Source organism: Corynebacterium sp. HMSC06D04, assembly GCF_001807315.1.
Lineage (GTDB): Bacteria > Actinomycetota > Actinomycetes > Mycobacteriales > Mycobacteriaceae > Corynebacterium > Corynebacterium simulans.
In genome coordinates this window covers 133,701-150,082 of the sequence record NZ_KV788559.1, presented here as the reverse complement: position 1 = coordinate 150,082, position 16,382 = coordinate 133,701, and the positions used below count along the sequence as shown (strand labels likewise).

Below are 16,382 nucleotides of genomic sequence, written 5' to 3'. Positions count from 1 at the left end.
AAAAAATGTGCTTTGACGTGGGCCACAATGGTAGTGTGGGAACGTCGTATTTTATGCGCGCTCTAAGTAATAAATCTCTACACAATGGTTTGTGAGGCTAATTTTTCGTGACACTTATTTATGTTGTCCTCCTCGCAGCTTTGGCAGTGGTCCTTGCCCCAGTAATCGTCAAGGTTGCTGATCGCGCCGCCGGCTACCCCCTAGCCGGCATTTTTATTGTGGCGGCAGGTCTTCTTGCTAAAGAATTTGGAACTTTATCGGCGGGCGAAGAGCTGTCTTTCTCGCGCACGTGGGTCGGCGACGTCGTCGGCACCGGCATCGACGTCCACTTCGCTCTGCGCGGCGATGCCTTGGGCGTATTCTTCGCCTTGCTGGCTTTGGTCATCGGCGCCGTAGTCCTTACCTACTCGGCCGCCTACCTGCCCAAGGGCAAAGGAAACACCAGCTTCTATCTGCTGATGACGGCATTTACCATGTCGATCCTGCTGCTGGCGCTGGCTAACGACGTCATCCTGCTCTTTCTTGCCTGGGAGCTGGTTTCCCTGGCCTCGTTTATGCTTATCGCGCGTTCGGGTAAGGCAGGCGAGAAGGGCTCGCAGCGCACGCTGATTTTGACCTTTATCGGTGGCCTTACCCTGTTGGCAGGCGTGGCCATCGCGGCGACGGCCGCGGGTACTACCAACCTGGAAAAGATTCTGGCCTCCGGTGTCTGGCACGAGCGCCCAAGCCTTACTGCCGCCGTGGCAGTTCTTATTGCTTGCTCTGCTTTTACAAAGGCCGCGCAGTTTCCGTTCCACTTCTGGCTGCCAGAGGCCATGGCTGCAGCAACGCCGGTCTCTGCCTTCCTGCACGCAGCCGCAGTGGTCAAGGCAGGCGTGTACCTGCTGATTCGTTTCTCCACCATCTTCCACGACGTGGCCGTGTGGAACTGGCTGCTCATCGTCGTTGGTATGGGCACCGCCGTTATGTCGGCGGTCTTTGCGGTGCAAAAGACTGACCTGAAGAAGCTGACCGCCTATTCCACCGTCTCGCACCTAGGCTGGATCGTGGCTACCATCGGCGTCGGCACGCCTTTTGCTATCACCGCCGCCCTGGTGCACACGCTGGCGCACGCACTGTTTAAGTCTTCCATCTTCATGCTCATCGGCGTGATTGATCACGAGGCCGGCTCCCGAGATATCCGCCGCCTCGGCGTGCTGTGGAACAAGATGCCATGGACCTTCGGCTCCATGGTTATCGGCGCGGCATCGATGGCCGCGGTTCCACCGCTTTTGGGCTTCGTTTCCAAGGAGGGCATGCTCACCGCCTTCGAAGACGCGCCCATCGGTGGGGCAGGGCAGCTGGTGCTGCTGATGGTTGCCGCAATCGGCGCATTCTTTACCTTCACCTACTCCGCCAAGATCGTCTTCGGCGCCTTCTTCGACGGCCCGCGCAACATGTCCAAGGTCCACGAGGCGCCTGTTCGCCTCTGGCTGCCGGCAGCACTTCCGGGCTTTATGTCCTTGCCGCTGGTCTTCGTGTTGGGCAAGTTCGACAAGCCTTTGGACTTGATGGCAGGTTCCGTGGGAATGGAATCCCACGCCCACCTTTCCCTGTGGCACGGGGTGAACGTTCCACTGGTCATCTCCGTTGCGGTTCTCATCGCGGGCATCGCCGGTATCTTCATTCGCAAGCAGCTGTGGTCCGCATTCGAGGACACCAAGCTGGTTCCGCGCACCGGCAACGAGATTCTGCGTTCCGTCCAAAATGGCGCAACCGCGATCGGCCGCTTTGTCGGCCGCATGTCCGATACCCATAATCCTTCACGCCTGATGCTGCCCATCGTCTTGCTGCTCATCGTTCTGGCTGCGGCAGGCCTTATCAGCGAGGGCGTCGACGGCGTCGCTCTTGCACCACGCGTCGAAGGCCTGGATAACCCATGGGATCTTTTGCCGCTATCCATCGTCGCGCTGTCCATGTTTGGCCTGGTGCGCACCCGCAACCGCCTGACGGGCGCGGTGATGATCGGCATCGCCGGCACGGGCGTGACCCTGCAGATGTTCCTGCTCGGAGCACCCGACGTCGCGCTGACCCAGTTCACCGTCGAGGCGCTGTCTGTCATCGTGATGATGATGGTGCTGCGCTACCTGCCGGAGAAGTTCCACCCAGTGCAAGAGAAATCGCGTAAGACCGGCTCCATCGTGGTAGCTGTCCTCGCCGGCGTGGCCGCCTTCCTCGGTGTCTGGGGCCTGATGGGCCGCCACGAGCGTTCCGATCTTTCTCTGTGGTACCTGGACAACGCTCCGGATATCACCGGCGGCGACAACGTCGTGGCCACCATCATCGTGGAGTTCCGTGCACTCGATACCCTGGGAGAGCTTTCAGTTCTGGGCATGGCCGCCGTGGTGATTGCTTCTGTTACCTCCACGCTGCCGCGCTTCCCATTTACCTCCGGCACGCGCCCGGCTCCGTTCGGCCAGTCGCAGCTAAATTCGGTTCCGCTGCGTAAGGGCATTGCCATCGTTATTCCGATTCTGGTTGTCACCTCCGTCGTGGTCTTCTACCGCGGTCACCAGGCCTCGGGCGGCGGCTTCCCGGCCGCGCTGATTATGGGCGCAGCCATCGGCCTGACCTACCTGTCCCGCGGCTCTGATGAGATTGTCTTCGGCCGCATGACCCCGATTCACCTCACGGGCATCGGCATCATCGTGGCGCTGACTGCAGGCTTTATCGGTTACATCCCGCATCACGGCGAGCCGGGCGGCTTCCTGACCGCCATCCACGGCCACGCATTGGGCCAGCACTGGACCACGTCGCTGATTTTCGACCTCGGTATTTATCTCGCGGTTCTGGGCATGCTGACCATGGCCATCAACGCCCTCGGCGGTTATCTGCGCCCGGGCACGGAGCGCGACTTCTTGCCATGGATCCACGACGACGATTCCGCGTTGCCGACGACCCCGCGCGTTGTGCTTGACGACGTCGATGATCCTTACCCCGAGCCCATCAACCCTTCGAGCAATCCGCTGGCTTTGCTCAACAAGTCTGAGGCTCGAACTAAGAAGGACTCGCCGCGCGTGGCACGCCAGAAAGGCGGGGAGAAATAATGATTCTTGCACTAACCATCGCACTGCTTATCGGTTCTGCGGTCTATCTCATCCAGCAGCGTGGCTTGGTCCACATCGTGCTGGGCATGATGGCCTTCGGCCACGGCGCTAACCTGACGCTGCTCGCTACGGGCGTGTACTCCTACCGCGGGGAATCTTTCCCCTCGCAGGTCGCACACGACCAGATGGCGGACCCGCTTCCGCAGGCCTTCGTGCTTACCGCCGTGGTCATTTCCATGGCGACCTCCACGATCTTGCTAACCATGGCGGCTATGGGCGCCAATGATGACACGGACATCGTGGAGCCGGTTGATGACAACACCATTGACCACGCGTTCTCCACGCTGGGTCGTGATTCTAAGAATCGAGAGATTTTGCAGCGTTCGGCCAACAAGATGGATCGCGTCAAGCAGTTGGACCACAGTGAGGAAGGGGAGAAGTAATGGCTGAACTCGTCAGTGCACTGTTGCCGCTATTCCCAGCGGTTCCCCTCGTGGCCGCGGCCTTGGCCCTAATGGCCCCGTGGCGCGGCGTGCGTGATTCCATCATGCTGATTATCCCGGGCATCGGAATCTTTGCTGGTTTCGCGCTCTTGCTCTACACCTTGAACAACGGCGTGGTGGCCCACACCGTGGGCGGCTACCCAGGTAACGCGGGTATTGCCTTCGCAGCAGATACCTTCTCCGCGTTGATGATTGTCACGACGATGATCGTCGCATTCGGCGCCAACTGGTTTGCCATCGTGGGCGGCGAGACGAAGTCGCGCTACTACCCATCGCTGACGCTGATTCTCATCACCGGTGTCTGCGGCGCGCTGCTTACCGCAGACCTCTTCAACTTCTTCGTGTTCATCGAGGTCATGTTGCTGCCTTCTTATGGCCTCATCACGATGTCCGGTACCTGGTCGCGCCTCGCGGCCGGCCGTGCCTTCGTTCTGGTTAACCTCTTTGCCTCGACGCTGCTGGTCGTCGGCGTGGGCTATATCTACTCCGTTACCGGCGCGGTCAACCTCGCCGCACTAGAGGGCGCTGCGGCGGGCAACGGTCCAGTGACCGTGGCCTCGGGAATCGTAGTCATCGCCATCGCGGCGAAGGCCGGCGTCTTCCCCGTGCAGTCCTGGCTGCCGCGCACCTACCCAGGCACCTCGGCTGCCGTGATGGGCTTGTTCTCCGGCCTGCACACCAAGGTTGCGGTCTACATGCTCTACCGCCTGTGGGTCCACCTTTTTGGCATGGACCAGCGCTGGGGCACTCTCATCATCGTGGTCATGATCATTTCGATGCTGATCGGCGCATTTGGTGGCTTGGCCGAAAACTCCATCCGTCGCGTCTTGGGCTATCAGATGCTCAATGGCATGCCTTTCATCTTGGTGATGATGGCCTTTACCACCCACGATCCACAGCGCGCTCTCGCCGCCGGAATCTTGTACACCATCCACCACATGCTCACGGTGGGCTCGCTCATCCTGGCCTCTGGTGCCATCGAAGAGACCTACGGCACTGGCTTGCTATCTAAGCTTTCGGGCCTGGCACGCCGCGATCCGCTCATCGCCTGGATCTTCGCCGCCGGTGCCTTCTCTGTGGTGGGCTTCCCGCCATTTTCTGGCATGTGGGGCAAAGTCTTGATCGTCATCGAGATCGCCCGCACCGGTGGGGCATGGGCATGGATTGTCATCGCGGTCATCATCATCGCTTCCTTTGCCGCTTTCTTGTCCATGCTGCGCGTGTGGCGCGAGGTTTTCTGGGGCAAGGATCTGCCAAAGCAGAAGGTGCCGAAGGAACTGATCATCCGCAAGAAGCTGATGGCTCCTTCCGCGGCGCTGATCATGGGCTCGCTGACCATGTTCGTCCTGGCAGGCCCGTTCATGGATATCACCCTGCACGCGGCACAGGATCTGCTGGATACTCAGGCTTATACCGAAGCCGTGCTTGGCGACGCCCCCGTTGCCTTGCCGGACATCGACTCCATCCAGGGAGGTCGCTAAATGAAACTTTTCTTCCACTCCTGTGCCTATGGCCTATGGCTGATTAAGGAGATCTTCGTTGCCGGTTTCGGCCTGGCCGTGGAGTCTTTCAAGCCACATAATTCCTACCACCCGGTCATCGTGCGCTACCCGCTGCGCGTGACCGATGCGTGGGAGATCTTCTGGTTTACCTCGTCTATCACCGCAACCCCTGGCACTTTGTCGCTGGGCCTGCGCGAGCCGGTGGCAGAGGGTTTGCCGCGTATCGTGCTCGTCCAGGCGGTCATGGGCGATGACCCGGTAGAAATCATGGAGTCGCTCGCGGACATGGAGGAGCACTTGGCACCGCACGTGAAGGACATCGACTATGGCGTGCCAGGCCAGAGCGATACCAAGGACCTGGATCCGGCCTTCTACGAGTACCCACTCGAGACCCTCGGCCGCCACATGCGTGCGCCGGATATCGCGCAAGAAGAAGACACCCCGTTGCCAGCGGATGAGACGGAGAAGTATTCCGTCTGGCCGCTGCATCCGGAAAGGAAGGGCGAATAATGGTAGATTTCGCGCAGTTTAGCGCTTTCGAATGGGTCATCTTCGTCTGCATATTCGTGATGGGCGGTGCCCTGGCTTCGGCCTTGGTCTTGGCGCTGCGCTCCCGCGACGAGCTGACACGTACCGTCATGTCAGACATGGCCTTCTACGGCATGCTGTGCATGTACATCGCTTGGACCTTTGTTAATCACGCCTCGATTCTCTATGACATCGCCATGCTGGCAGCGATTGCAGCCGGCGTGCTGCCTACGTTGTCGATGGCGCGCATCATTTCGAAGGGACGTCGATAGCCATGGCGTGGTACGAAATCATCGCATCCATTCTCCTCATCGTGGCCACCTTGTTGGTGGTTGCTACCGCAATCGCGCTGTGGCGCGCCCCCGACGCGTTGACCCGAGTAAACCTCTTGGGCCCGACCGTCGGCCTTGCGGTGCCGCTGTTGCTCGTGGGAAAGCTCGTGGTGGACTTTGCTGAAAACGGCTTTGATCTGTGGTCGCTGGTGCGCGTTCTCATCGCATGCTTCGGCGTGTGGATCATTGGCTCCGTTGGCTCTTTCTACATGGGCCGCTCCATCTACGGCGTCACCGTCACGGACGTGAAGTATGCGCGCCGTGTGCGGAAGCAGACCGACATGGTAGAAGCCAGCGAAGACGAAGTTTAATTAGCGCCGCGGCGGCGCCGTTGACGCTAATATGATCACATTAGGCACATACTTTCAATCGGAGCCCAAGGAGTAGGACATGAAACTCATCACTGCTGTTGTAAAGCCTTTTACGCTGCCGGATATTCGCGAGGCATTGGAACAGCTTGAGGTTCATGGTCTCACCGTGACTGAGACGCAGGGCTTTGGTCAGCAGCGCGGACACAGCGAGGTCTACCGCGGTGCCGAGTACGCCACCGACTTCGTCCCGAAGGTCAAGCTGGAGGTCGTTGTTAATGACGCAGCGGTAGAAGAGACCATCAACGCTATCGTTGAGGCTGCCTACACCGGCAAGATCGGTGACGGCAAGCTGTGGGTAACCCCAGTCGAGGACGTCATCCGCGTGCGCACCGGCGAGCGCGGCGAGGCTGCTGTCTAAATGGACAAAGCCGCGCAGCTGCGCGCAGAAGCTTTCGATGCGGCAGAAGCATTGATTAAGGCCCTGGCGCTGCCAGAGGGCACCGCCCTCGCAGCGACGGGGTCTTTTGCGCGCCGCGAGATGACAAAGTATTCCGATCTGGATCTGCTGTTGATTCATCCAGAGGGGATGGTGCTAGACGAGCAGGCGGTGGCCAACATTTGGTATCCCATCTGGCAGGCGGGGTATCACCTGGATTATGCCCTGCGTACCCCGGGCGAGTGCGCGGAGATAGCCGGCACGGATCCGGCGGCGGGTTTTGCGCAGCTGGATCTGTCTTTTGTGGCGGGTAGCAAGGCGCTTGTCGACGAAGCCCGCGCCAAGCTTCTATCCCAGTGGCGGGTGTTGCTGCAAAAGCATTTCGATTCTTTCGTCAGCACCGCAATTGCGCGCTGGCGGCGTTCGGGCACGTTGGCCACGATGGCGAATCCGGACATTAAAAACGGGCGGGGCGGCCTGCGCGATATCCAGTTCATTAGGGCCCTGGCCCTGGGCAATCTTGCCGACGCCCCGCGGCTGGATGCCGAGCGTGACCTGCTGCTCGATGTCCGCAGCCTTTTGCATATGCATGCCCATCGTCACCGCGACCTTTTGGACCCTGAATTCGCCGCGGAGATCGCTGACGAGCTGGGTTTCGCGGACCGTTACGAGCTTTCGGCCGCGGTGGTGCGCGCGGCGTCGACAGTCGATAGGGCGATGGAGCGCGCGCTTGCCACGGCCCGCGGCGTCGTGGGCAAAAGGCAACGGGACCGTTCGCGCAAGCCTTTGGACCTGGGCGTCGTCGATAGTGGCGGCTACGTGACGCTGGCGCGCAACGCCGACCTGCAAGACCCCGGGCTAGGGCTGCGCGTGGCGGCGGCGTCGGCGCGCACGAGCCGGCCCATAGAGCCGGGCGTGTGGAAGCTGCTGGCTAACGCGCCTGCGCTTCCGGAGTGTTGGAATACCGCGATAACCGACGCCTTCTTTACTATCTTGTCTTCGCCCACCGAAACGCCACGGCTCATTGAGGAGCTTGACGAGGTGGGACTGTGGGAGACTCTGGTGCCGGAGTGGGGGCACATCCGCGGGATGCTGCCGCGGGAGCGCAGCCACGCGCACACCGTGGATTATCACACCATGCTGACCGTGGCGCGCTGCGCGGAGGTGCGTACCACGGTCGCGCGTCCGGACTTGTTGTTGCTAGCGGCGCTGTACCACGACATCGGCAAGGGCTATGGCCGCCCGCATTCCGCCGTAGGCGCGGAAATGGTGACCAAGGCCGCGGCAAAAATGCGGCTGAGCCTTGCGGATCGTTCGCGTGTGCAGACGCTTGTGGCAGAGCACACAACCTTGGCCAAACTGGTCTCCCGCATGGACCCGGAATCGGACGCGGCCCGGGATAAGTTGCTGGCGGCGGTGCATTATGACCACCTGACGCTTTCGCTGTTGCTGGTCTTGGCACGCGCGGACGCTTTATCGACTGGCCCCAACGTGTGGAATCCGCGCCTGGAGGCGGGCATTCGGGTGCTGTCTTCGCGCGCCTTTGCGCAGCTGGAGGCGCTGGCACCTACGAAGCCGGTGGTGTATGCGGAAAAGGAGATTGCGCTCAAGGCGAACTATGAGGAACGCACCCTGACGGTTTCGTGGCGGGGCAAATATCAGCGCGAGGTCATCCGCCCGCTGGCGCTGATTGCGGCGTTGGGGTGGACCATCGAGTCCTCCCGCATGGGCAGGGTAAGTGACGCGCAAGGCGAGGGCTTTGCTGCTGAATTCGACGTGCGTACCGTGGCGGAGAGCTTCGATGCGGCGGCCGATGAGGCGCGTTTCATCCAGTCCTATAAATCTGGCGTGTACACCATCCTTCCGGAGATTGATGGCGCGCCCACAACGGCGATGTGGACGGGAAGCATCTTCGAGGTGCGCACGGGCGAGCGTACGGGTGTGCTTGGACATGTCATCGCCAAGCTTCCCGATTGCGAATGGATTACGAGCTACGTTCCGGGCGCAACGATGGTGCTGCACGCCAAACCGCTAGGCGATGTCGCGCGCGCGACATTGGTCAGGAATGTGACCGAAGCGCTAGTCAGCGGCTAAGCTGGGGGAGTTAAAAAATTACTCGAGATTGTTTAGGGAGCACTCACTCGTGTTTGAGTCACTGTCCGATCGCTTGCAAACTGCCTTGTCGGGCCTGCGTGGCAAGGGCAAGCTGACCGAGGCCGACATCAATGCCACCGCGCGCGAGATTCGCCTTGCGCTGCTGGAAGCTGACGTCTCGCTGACCGTAGTCCGCGCGTTCATCAAGCGTATTAAGGAGCGCGCTGCCGGTGCAGAGGTCTCTGAGGCGCTGAACCCGGCGCAGCAGGTTGTCAAGATTGTCAATGAGGAACTCGTTGACATCCTGGGTGGAGAGACCCGCCGCCTGCAGCTGGCAAAGAACCCGCCCACGGTCATCATGTTGGCTGGTCTGCAGGGTGCTGGTAAGACCACCTTGGCCGGTAAGCTGTCCAAGCACCTGGCCAAGCAGGGCCATACGCCGATGCTGGTGGCCTGTGACTTGCAGCGCCCGGGCGCGGTCCAGCAGCTGCAGATTGTTGGTGAGCGTGCGGAGGTGCAGGTCTTTGCTCCGGACCCAGGTACCTCCATCGACTCCAACGATCACGAGATGGGTACCTCCCACGGTGACCCAGTCGCCGTCGCCCAGGCCGGCATCGAGGAAGCTAAGCGGACCCAGCACGACATTGTGATTATCGATACCGCGGGCCGCCTCGGCATCGATGAGACCTTGATGACGCAGGCACGCAACATTCGCGATGCTGTGAACCCGGACGAGGTCCTCTTTGTCATCGATTCCATGATCGGTCAGGACGCGGTGCAGACCGCCGAGGCCTTCCGTGACGGCGTTGATTTCACCGGCGTCGTGCTGACCAAGCTCGATGGCGATGCCCGCGGTGGTGCGGCGCTGTCCATCCGTGAGGTCACCGGCAAGCCGATCATGTTTGCCTCCACCGGTGAGAAGCTCGAGGACTTTGACGTCTTCCACCCAGAGCGCATGGCTTCGCGCATCCTGGGCATGGGTGACCTTCTCTCGCTGATTGAGCAGGCTGAGGCCACCCTGGACCACCAGAAGGCAGAGGAAGCTGCCGCCAAGCTGGGCACCGGTGAGCTAACGCTCAACGACTTCTTGGACCAGATGCTGATGATCCGCCGCATGGGCCCGATTGGCAATCTGCTGAAAATGATGCCGGGCGGCAAGCAGATGAACAAGATGGCGGAAATGGTCGATGAGAAGCAGCTCGACCGCATCCAGGCCATCATCCGCGGTATGACCCCGCAAGAGCGTGAGAATCCGAAGATCCTTAACGCCTCGCGCCGTAAGCGTATTGCAAACGGTTCTGGCGTTTCCGTCTCCGAGGTCAACCAGCTCATCGAGCGCTTCAACGAGGCGAAGAAGATGATGTCCAAGATGGCCGGCCAGTTTGGCATGGGCCCGGGCATGGGGCGCTCTGCCACCAAGAAGAAGCGGAAGGGGCGCAAGGGCAAGAACGGCAAGCGCAAGGCCCCGAAGAACCGTCCAGGCGGCGGCATGCCAGGCATGCCAGGCGGTATGCCGGGAATGCCAGGCGGCATGCCTTCCATGGAGGAGCTGCAGAAGCTGCAGGAGCAGATGGGCGGCGGCGGAATGCCAGGCATGCCAGGGGGTATGCCTAAGATGCCGAAGGGCATGGAAAACATCGACTTGAACAACCTGGACTTTGGCCAGGGCAAGAAGTAGTCGGGCCTAGAAGAGGCGAGGGAACTCCTCGCCTCTTTTTCGCGTTTTGGAGGCGTGTTTTTCTACGGCTAAAGTTGTATTTATGAAGCCGACTCCAGCCGTTCGCCAAGTTCGCCACGACATCAACGCCAAGCCTTTCATCGCAATCTGGGAGGTGACGCGCGCGTGCCAGCTGGTGTGCCAACATTGCCGCGCCGATGCGCAGCATGAGCCAGCGCCAGGGCAGCTGAGCACGCAGCAGGGCAAGGCGCTATTGGATTCAATCGCGAGCTATGAGAAGCCGCGTCCCATCGTGGTGCTCACAGGCGGCGACCCTTTTGAGCGTGGCGACCTCGAGGAGCTGACGGAGTACGGCACCTCGCTGGGGCTAAACATCTCCCTTTCGCCTTCGGTCACCCCGCGTCTTACTCGCGAGCGCCTAGAGGGCCTGCGGGCCGCGGGTGGCTCGGCGTTGTCGCTTTCGCTCGACGGCGCGACGGCCAAGACCCACGATTATTTTCGCGGCTTTTCCGGCATCTTTGACCAGACCATCGCAATGGCAGGGGTGGTCACGGACGTGGGCTACCGCCTGCAGATCAACTCCACGATCACCAAGAACAACGTTTATGAGGCGCCGCAGCTGCTCAAGCGTGTCATCGACATGGGAGCAAAGCTGTGGAGCGTGTTCTTCTTGGTGCCAACTGGTCGTGGAACGGGTCTCGAGGCGCTGACTCCGCACGAGCGCGAGGACGCTATGCACTGGCTGCACGATGTTTCGAATCGCGTGGCAATCAAGACCACTGAAGGCCCGCAGTATCGCCGCATCGTGCTGGAGGCACAGCAGGGCAAGGAATACATCGGGGGAGAGCTCTACCGCTATCTCACCGAAGAGACCGAGCGGGTGCTCGGGCCTGCCGACGCCGCGCATACCCGCCGCCCGCGCCCGCCCATGGCGATTAACGCAGGCTCCGGCTTCGTGTTCATCGACCACCTCGGCGATGTTTATCCCAACGGCTTCCTGCCGATGCACTGCGGCAACGTCAAAGACACTCCGCTGCCCGAAATCTATGCCAATTCGCCTGTCTTTAAGAAGTTGCGCGACCCCGCCCAGTGGTCGGGCAAGTGCTCCGTGTGCGAGTACGCCACCGTCTGCGGCGGTTCCCGCTCGACCGCGTTCGCAATGACGGGTGATCCGCTAGCTTCCGACCCGACGTGCGCATACGTGCCCGCGGCGTGGGTCAAATAGCAGAAAGCGTGGTGCCATCTGGCACCACGCTTTCTTTGCTCTAGGGTGAGGAAATTAAGTAATCCGCGACTTAGACTGCGTCGTTGTCGGTCAGATACGGGTAGGGGACCGGCTGGGCATTGGAGGCCGTGGCCGTGGAATCGGCCGGTGCTGACGGCGTGGTCGGTGCGGTTGAGGTCGGCATGTTAGCAGGCACCTTAGGCGGTGCCTGCTTTACTTTTTTGCCGGCCAGGAACGGCTCGATGGCCTCGCGCAGCATTGGCATTGCGGACTCCGCGAAGGCGTTGCTGATGTGGTGCATATCGCGGTAGACCATCGTGTTGCCGATGACCACCGGGCAGTCGCCATTTTTGTCACAGAACCAGGAAGAGGTATCCAGCGACAGCATGTTGTCGTATTGGGACAGGATTTCCGCGCCTGGATCGACCGGTGCGTAGACCTTGTCGAAGGTCATGCCGCAGCCCTTCTCGTCCTCGGTGGCGACATAGCACTCGTCGAACTCGCGGCCCTTGCCAGCATCGTCAAAGCCCCACGGGTTATCGCGCAGGCCCATAAATGGAATCTTGGCGTTTGCCAATTGCTTCCAGAACTCGGCGTAGCCTGCCGGGACGTAGTCTGGGCCTTCGCCCAGCGGGCCGGATGGGCGAGTGGTATTCGAGATGACCAGCGCCGGATCCGCATCCAGGATGCGCTCGGTGACCATCTCGCCCCACTCGTGGCATTCAGGGGTAACGGTCAGGTCTTCGCCAAGTTCAATCGGGCAACCCTGACGCAGCATTGGGATGATCTTGAAGTGCATCTCACGGCCCAGGCGGTCCAAGCCGGACATCCACTGTTCCGCGTGGGAGCCACCGACGACGTAGACCTCGGTCTTTGACTCACGGTCGCCCCACTCACATGGAGTGCCGTCGCGGCGGGCATCCGGCAGGTAATCCGCCGGCATGTCCTGCCCAATAAAGCAATAGGCCACTGCGGTTGGCGGCATGAGGCCGCCAACGAGGATCGGGTCCGGCTTGTACTCTACGTCCTTCGGCACCGGCTTATTTAGTGCGAGGGCCGTGGCACCTGGGTAGAGCTTCGGGTCGAGGTTCTCCGCATTCTCGGAGTAGATGGTGTTCATCCACAGCGGCTGAATGGAAAGCAAACCGACAACGCAGGCGCCCACGACGACGCCGCCTACTGCTCGGAATGCGCCAGCGCGCTGCTTCATTGAGGCAATTGCGCTATTGACCGGCATATCGTCCGCCGTCGGGCGCTTGCGGGCCTGGCGCAGCGGCTTCTCCAAGAAGCGGTGGGTAAGATCTGCCAGCACCAGGGAGATGGCGATGATAATGATGCCCAGCCACCATGGAGGGGTCTCCAGCTCGAGGGCCTTGGTGGACAAAATCAGAAGCGGCCAGTGCCAGAGGTAGAGCGGGTAGGCGACGTCGCCAAGCCAACGCGCCTTTTTTGAAGCCATGTGGCGGGAGATGGAACCGCCGCCGCCCAAGATGATGAGCACCGCACCACCCAACGGCAGCAGGGAGAGCGGGCCTGGATAAGCCGTGGTCTCAGCGATGATAGCGCCGGTAAACGCTAGGCACACCAGGCCGAGGCCAGTAAACAGGTTGGAAAAACGGTTAGAAATATTCCACTTCGTACCGTAAATAGCTAAAACCGCACCCAGGGTCAGCTCCCATGCGCGCGACCACGTGGAGTAGTAGTTCGCGGCCGTGCCGTAGAGGCCATCGCGGGAAGCATAGGCAAAGGACGCGACGGTAACGACGATAAGGATAGGGCCAGCAATCTGGTTGACGGTGGGGAAGCGCACCTGCTTGAGGCGCTTCGGGTCCGGCGCTGGGCGCAGTTTCATGATGGCTGCCAGAATCAGCGCAAAGGCGATGCCCATGATGTAGAACTGACCCTGTACAGCCATGGACCACATGTGCTGCAGAGGGGAGGTGCTAGCAGAAGCTGCGGTGTAGTCCGCGTTTTGGCGGGCTAGCTCCCAGTTCTGGAAATACAGCATCGTGGCCGTGATTTGCTGGGCGAGCTCTGTGCGCATCAGTTCCGGAGTAAAAATGCGAACCAAGATATAGGTGGCGCCGATGACCAACACGAGGCTGGGAACGAGGCGTCGCAAAGTGCGCCAGATTGGCCACCATGGATTCAAAGAAGCATTAGGCTTGGCCGCGTAACGCAGCTGGGAGCCTAAGAAAAAGTAGCCCGAAAGCAAAAGGAACACGTCCACGCCGCCCGAGACTCGGCCGACGAAGACGTGATAAATGACCACGAGTGCGATGGCGATGCCGCGCAGACCATCGAGGTCATAGCGGTAACGGAAGCTGCGTGGTGAATTTTCAGTCATAATTTCTCTCAGCAGGCCAATTAAGGCATACGTCTGCCCCTTAAAGGTTTTGCCTCAAGGGGAAGTGTTAGGAAGTATATAAAGGCAAACTGGCCTGAAAGGTGTCTAGGTTAGCGTCAAATAGGTTACTCTCTCGGGCCGCGCTGTTCATAACGCCACGGGCAGTGCTCATAACGCCACGGGCAGTGCCGCCAAAGATTGCATAAAAGTCAAAGGAAAAGTGCCACCAGAGTTCGCCGCGGGAGGATTTCCGTTTTGGGGAGTCTGCCGCTAATATAGTCGGGGTTGTCTATAGGTAGTTGGTTCTATAGATGGACAACACTAGATAGACAACACTGCAAACTTAACATTCTGCGTAACGCCGTATACCGCCTACGGACGGCCGGCACGTCACGCGCAGGGTAAATCCAAGAGCTGAACCGGCGTGGTTTGAATCCACGCGTCTGAACTGCTCGGTGACTAGAAAAGGAGCCAATCATGGCTGTCAAGATCAAGCTGCAGCGTATGGGTAAGATCCGCAACGCTGAGTACCGCGTCATCATCGCTGATGCACGCACCCGCCGTTCCGGCAAGGCTATCGAGAACATCGGCATCTATCAGCCGAAGCAGGAGCCTTCCCTCATCCAGATCGATTCCGAGCGCGCACAGTACTGGCTGGGCGTCGGCGCACAGCCGACCGAGCCGGTTCTCGCACTGTTGAAGGTGACCGGTGACTGGCAGAAGTTCAAGGGCCTGCCAGGTGCTGAGGGCACCCTGAAGGTTGCTGAGGAGAAGCCTTCCAAGCTGGAGCTGTTCAACGCTGCACTGGCTGAGGCCAACAACGGCCCGACCATCGAGGCTATTACCGAAAAGAAGAAGAAGGCCAAGGAAGAAGCAGAGGCTAAGGCTGCTGCTGAGAAGGCTGCAGAAGAAGCTGCTGCTGCTGAGGCTGCTGCTGCAGAGTCCGAGGAGTCCGCTGAGGCTTCTGAGGAGTCCGCAGAGTAATCTCGCCGCGCTTTTGCGTAACTAGATCTTCTAATCAGATCTTCTAAAGGGCGCCTGTTACCTCCCGTAAAGGGGAACGGTAACAGGCGCCCTTTGCTTCCTTTGCTATTGCGCTTCCGGGCGCACGCTGCCTGGGTAGTTGCGATAAGGATTTTCCGGATTCTTAAAATCGGTGCCGCGGATGGAGGCGGCGAAGACGGATTTGGCGATGTCGAGCTTCATTTGCTCCGGCAGCGCGCTGAGGTGACCGCTGGTGGCGAGTACCGAAAAGCCGTGCACCGTGGCCCAAGCAGCAAGCGCGTTGACGGGAAAGTGCGTGTAATCCGCTGTGCCATCGGTGTCTATCGCGTGCTTGGCCAGTAGGTGATAGAAGCGGTGCAGCGTAGACGAGTGGCCGTCGGAAGCGCCCATGTCTAGATCGTCGTTGAATGCCCGCGGGTAATTAAAGCCGCGTCCAGACAAGATGCATTGGAAGAAGCCGTTTTCGTCCAAAGCGAAGCGGAGATAAGCCATTGCGGCGTGCATGAGCTGCTCGACGTGAATGGGGCCTGGACTTTCTTCCTGCGCGGCGAAGTCCTCGGCCTCGATCAGCGCGGCGTCGAGGCGCTTGAGGAGCTCATCAATCGAGGCGTCGGCAACCGCGCGTAGCAGTTCCTCCTGATCCGTGAAGTGGCGGTACGCTGAGGTGGGGGACACACCAATGGCGCGCGTGACTGCACGAATGCTCACCGCGTCAGGCCCATGCTTTCGGCCGAGCTCTACTGCTACACGCAACATCTCCGCGCGCAGATTTCCGTGATGATATGGCTTGGAGGTACTCATGATTTGGCTATGCTATCACCGTCTTAAGCGCTTACTATTGTTTCTCCTGTCAACATTGTGAGCAGCATAATTGCCGGTGAATCGCCGTCAGATTCCACCGCGTCAACCCGGTGTGGAACATAGGCCGGAAGGTGGATGATCTGGCCTGGCCGGAGGAGGACTTCTTTGCCTCCACACGTAAACAAGACTTCTCCGCGCAACGTTTGTACGGTAATCGGATGTGCAGCCTTGTGATCCGGCAAACTTTGGCCCGCGTTAAAGGTGAATAGGATGAGGTTGCCGCCATCGGCGCTTAACACGCGTTTGACGGCCGGGCGTGGGCGCTGCGCGTTCGGCTCCGGCGCCTCCGCCAGGAGGTCCAGGTTGAGCATTTTCTCGCCGTGATGGCTGGCATTGCCGAAGGTGGTTACGTCATTGATTGGAAGCTCTGCCACGGGCCTATCTGTCATGGGCTTCTCCTTTATCTAAAGGCGGTGGTTTCATTCTCAACGTTACCCAAAAACATCAGATTTAATAAGACTCAAGCCGTATAAA

Annotated in this window: 14 protein-coding genes; 11 read left to right on the top strand and 3 right to left on the bottom strand. The window is 60.1% G+C overall.

What is annotated here, in order from left to right; translation table 11 throughout:
• Nucleotides 1-107: 107 nt before the first annotated feature.
• The 10 genes from HMPREF3155_RS10390 to HMPREF3155_RS10345 all read left to right on the top strand — a co-directional run bounded on the left by HMPREF3155_RS10390 (nucleotide 108) and on the right by HMPREF3155_RS10345 (nucleotide 11,695).
• Nucleotides 108-3,086, top strand: a complete 2,979-nt coding sequence (locus HMPREF3155_RS10390; protein WP_070433270.1) for a DUF4040 family protein — start codon at nucleotides 108-110, stop codon at nucleotides 3,084-3,086.
• Nucleotides 3,086-3,529, top strand: coding sequence for a cation:proton antiporter subunit C (locus tag HMPREF3155_RS10385; RefSeq protein WP_062038374.1), 444 nt, complete (start codon nucleotides 3,086-3,088; stop codon nucleotides 3,527-3,529). Before HMPREF3155_RS10390 ends, HMPREF3155_RS10385 begins: the two co-directional genes overlap by 1 nt.
• Nucleotides 3,529-5,070 carry a monovalent cation/H+ antiporter subunit D family protein gene (locus HMPREF3155_RS10380; RefSeq protein WP_062038379.1) on the top strand — a complete coding sequence of 514 codons (1,542 nt, stop codon included), beginning with the start codon at nucleotides 3,529-3,531 and terminating at the stop codon, nucleotides 5,068-5,070. Before HMPREF3155_RS10385 ends, HMPREF3155_RS10380 begins: the two co-directional genes overlap by 1 nt.
• Nucleotides 5,071-5,601 (top strand): monovalent cation/H+ antiporter subunit E, encoded by a 531-nt coding sequence (locus HMPREF3155_RS10375; protein WP_070433269.1) that lies wholly within the window; start codon nucleotides 5,071-5,073, stop codon nucleotides 5,599-5,601.
• Nucleotides 5,601-5,891: a cation:proton antiporter gene (locus HMPREF3155_RS10370; protein ID WP_061923279.1), complete on the top strand. Its 291-nt coding sequence runs from the start codon at nucleotides 5,601-5,603 to the stop codon at nucleotides 5,889-5,891. The genes HMPREF3155_RS10375 and HMPREF3155_RS10370 overlap by 1 nt, the downstream gene beginning before the upstream one ends.
• A 2-nt stretch (nucleotides 5,892-5,893) precedes the next feature.
• Complete coding sequence (locus HMPREF3155_RS10365) at nucleotides 5,894-6,262, top strand: Na+/H+ antiporter subunit G (protein ID WP_070433268.1); 369 nt, start codon at nucleotides 5,894-5,896, stop codon at nucleotides 6,260-6,262.
• Nucleotides 6,263-6,341: 79 nt separating this feature from the next.
• Nucleotides 6,342-6,680, top strand: coding sequence for a P-II family nitrogen regulator (locus tag HMPREF3155_RS10360; protein ID WP_062038390.1), 339 nt, complete (start codon nucleotides 6,342-6,344; stop codon nucleotides 6,678-6,680).
• Nucleotides 6,681-8,792, top strand: coding sequence for a [protein-PII] uridylyltransferase (locus tag HMPREF3155_RS10355; RefSeq protein WP_070433267.1), 2,112 nt, complete (start codon nucleotides 6,681-6,683; stop codon nucleotides 8,790-8,792).
• 49 nt (nucleotides 8,793-8,841) lie between these two features.
• Nucleotides 8,842-10,470, top strand: a complete 1,629-nt coding sequence (gene ffh, locus HMPREF3155_RS10350; protein ID WP_070433266.1) for a signal recognition particle protein — start codon at nucleotides 8,842-8,844, stop codon at nucleotides 10,468-10,470.
• Between the two features lie 82 nt (nucleotides 10,471-10,552).
• A complete protein-coding gene (locus HMPREF3155_RS10345; protein WP_070433265.1) occupies nucleotides 10,553-11,695 on the top strand; it encodes a TIGR04053 family radical SAM/SPASM domain-containing protein in 1,143 nt (380 codons plus the stop codon).
• A 70-nt stretch (nucleotides 11,696-11,765) separates the two neighbouring features.
• Here the strand turns inward: HMPREF3155_RS10345 and HMPREF3155_RS10340 are convergent, their stop codons facing one another.
• Nucleotides 11,766-14,042 carry an acyltransferase family protein gene (locus HMPREF3155_RS10340; protein WP_070433264.1) on the bottom strand — a complete coding sequence of 759 codons (2,277 nt, stop codon included), beginning with the start codon at nucleotides 14,040-14,042 and terminating at the stop codon, nucleotides 11,766-11,768.
• Nucleotides 14,043-14,519: 477 nt separating this feature from the next.
• Here HMPREF3155_RS10340 and rpsP point away from each other — a divergent pair, with 477 nt between their 5' ends.
• Nucleotides 14,520-15,026 carry a 30S ribosomal protein S16 gene (gene rpsP / locus HMPREF3155_RS10335; protein ID WP_062038405.1) on the top strand — a complete coding sequence of 169 codons (507 nt, stop codon included), beginning with the start codon at nucleotides 14,520-14,522 and terminating at the stop codon, nucleotides 15,024-15,026.
• A 105-nt stretch (nucleotides 15,027-15,131) separates the two neighbouring features.
• On the opposite strand, the gene HMPREF3155_RS10330 is transcribed toward rpsP, so the two are convergent.
• Together HMPREF3155_RS10330 and HMPREF3155_RS10325 are read right to left on the bottom strand one after the other, a co-directional pair.
• A complete protein-coding gene (locus HMPREF3155_RS10330) occupies nucleotides 15,132-15,848 on the bottom strand; it encodes a TetR/AcrR family transcriptional regulator (protein WP_070433263.1) in 717 nt (238 codons plus the stop codon).
• A gap of 23 nt (nucleotides 15,849-15,871) precedes the next feature.
• On the bottom strand, nucleotides 15,872-16,297 hold the full coding sequence (locus HMPREF3155_RS10325; protein WP_275436958.1) for a cupin domain-containing protein: 426 nt from the start codon (nucleotides 16,295-16,297) through the stop codon (nucleotides 15,872-15,874).
• Between the last annotated feature and the right edge of the window lie 85 nt (nucleotides 16,298-16,382).

Coding starts and splice junctions, on each gene's coding strand:
- HMPREF3155_RS10330 (WP_070433263.1), bottom strand. CDS start 15,848: ATGAGTACCTCCAAGCCATATCATCACGGAAATCTGCGCGCGGAGATG.
- HMPREF3155_RS10340 (WP_070433264.1), bottom strand. CDS start 14,042: ATGACTGAAAATTCACCACGCAGCTTCCGTTACCGCTATGACCTCGAT.
- HMPREF3155_RS10375 (WP_070433269.1), top strand. CDS start 5,071: ATGAAACTTTTCTTCCACTCCTGTGCCTATGGCCTATGGCTGATTAAG.
- HMPREF3155_RS10360 (WP_062038390.1), top strand. CDS start 6,342: ATGAAACTCATCACTGCTGTTGTAAAGCCTTTTACGCTGCCGGATATT.
- HMPREF3155_RS10385 (WP_062038374.1), top strand. CDS start 3,086: ATGATTCTTGCACTAACCATCGCACTGCTTATCGGTTCTGCGGTCTAT.
- HMPREF3155_RS10325 (WP_275436958.1), bottom strand. CDS start 16,297: ATGACAGATAGGCCCGTGGCAGAGCTTCCAATCAATGACGTAACCACC.
- HMPREF3155_RS10365 (WP_070433268.1), top strand. CDS start 5,894: ATGGCGTGGTACGAAATCATCGCATCCATTCTCCTCATCGTGGCCACC.
- HMPREF3155_RS10370 (WP_061923279.1), top strand. CDS start 5,601: ATGGTAGATTTCGCGCAGTTTAGCGCTTTCGAATGGGTCATCTTCGTC.
- HMPREF3155_RS10380 (WP_062038379.1), top strand. CDS start 3,529: ATGGCTGAACTCGTCAGTGCACTGTTGCCGCTATTCCCAGCGGTTCCC.
- HMPREF3155_RS10355 (WP_070433267.1), top strand. CDS start 6,681: ATGGACAAAGCCGCGCAGCTGCGCGCAGAAGCTTTCGATGCGGCAGAA.
- rpsP (WP_062038405.1), top strand. CDS start 14,520: ATGGCTGTCAAGATCAAGCTGCAGCGTATGGGTAAGATCCGCAACGCT.
- HMPREF3155_RS10345 (WP_070433265.1), top strand. CDS start 10,553: ATGAAGCCGACTCCAGCCGTTCGCCAAGTTCGCCACGACATCAACGCC.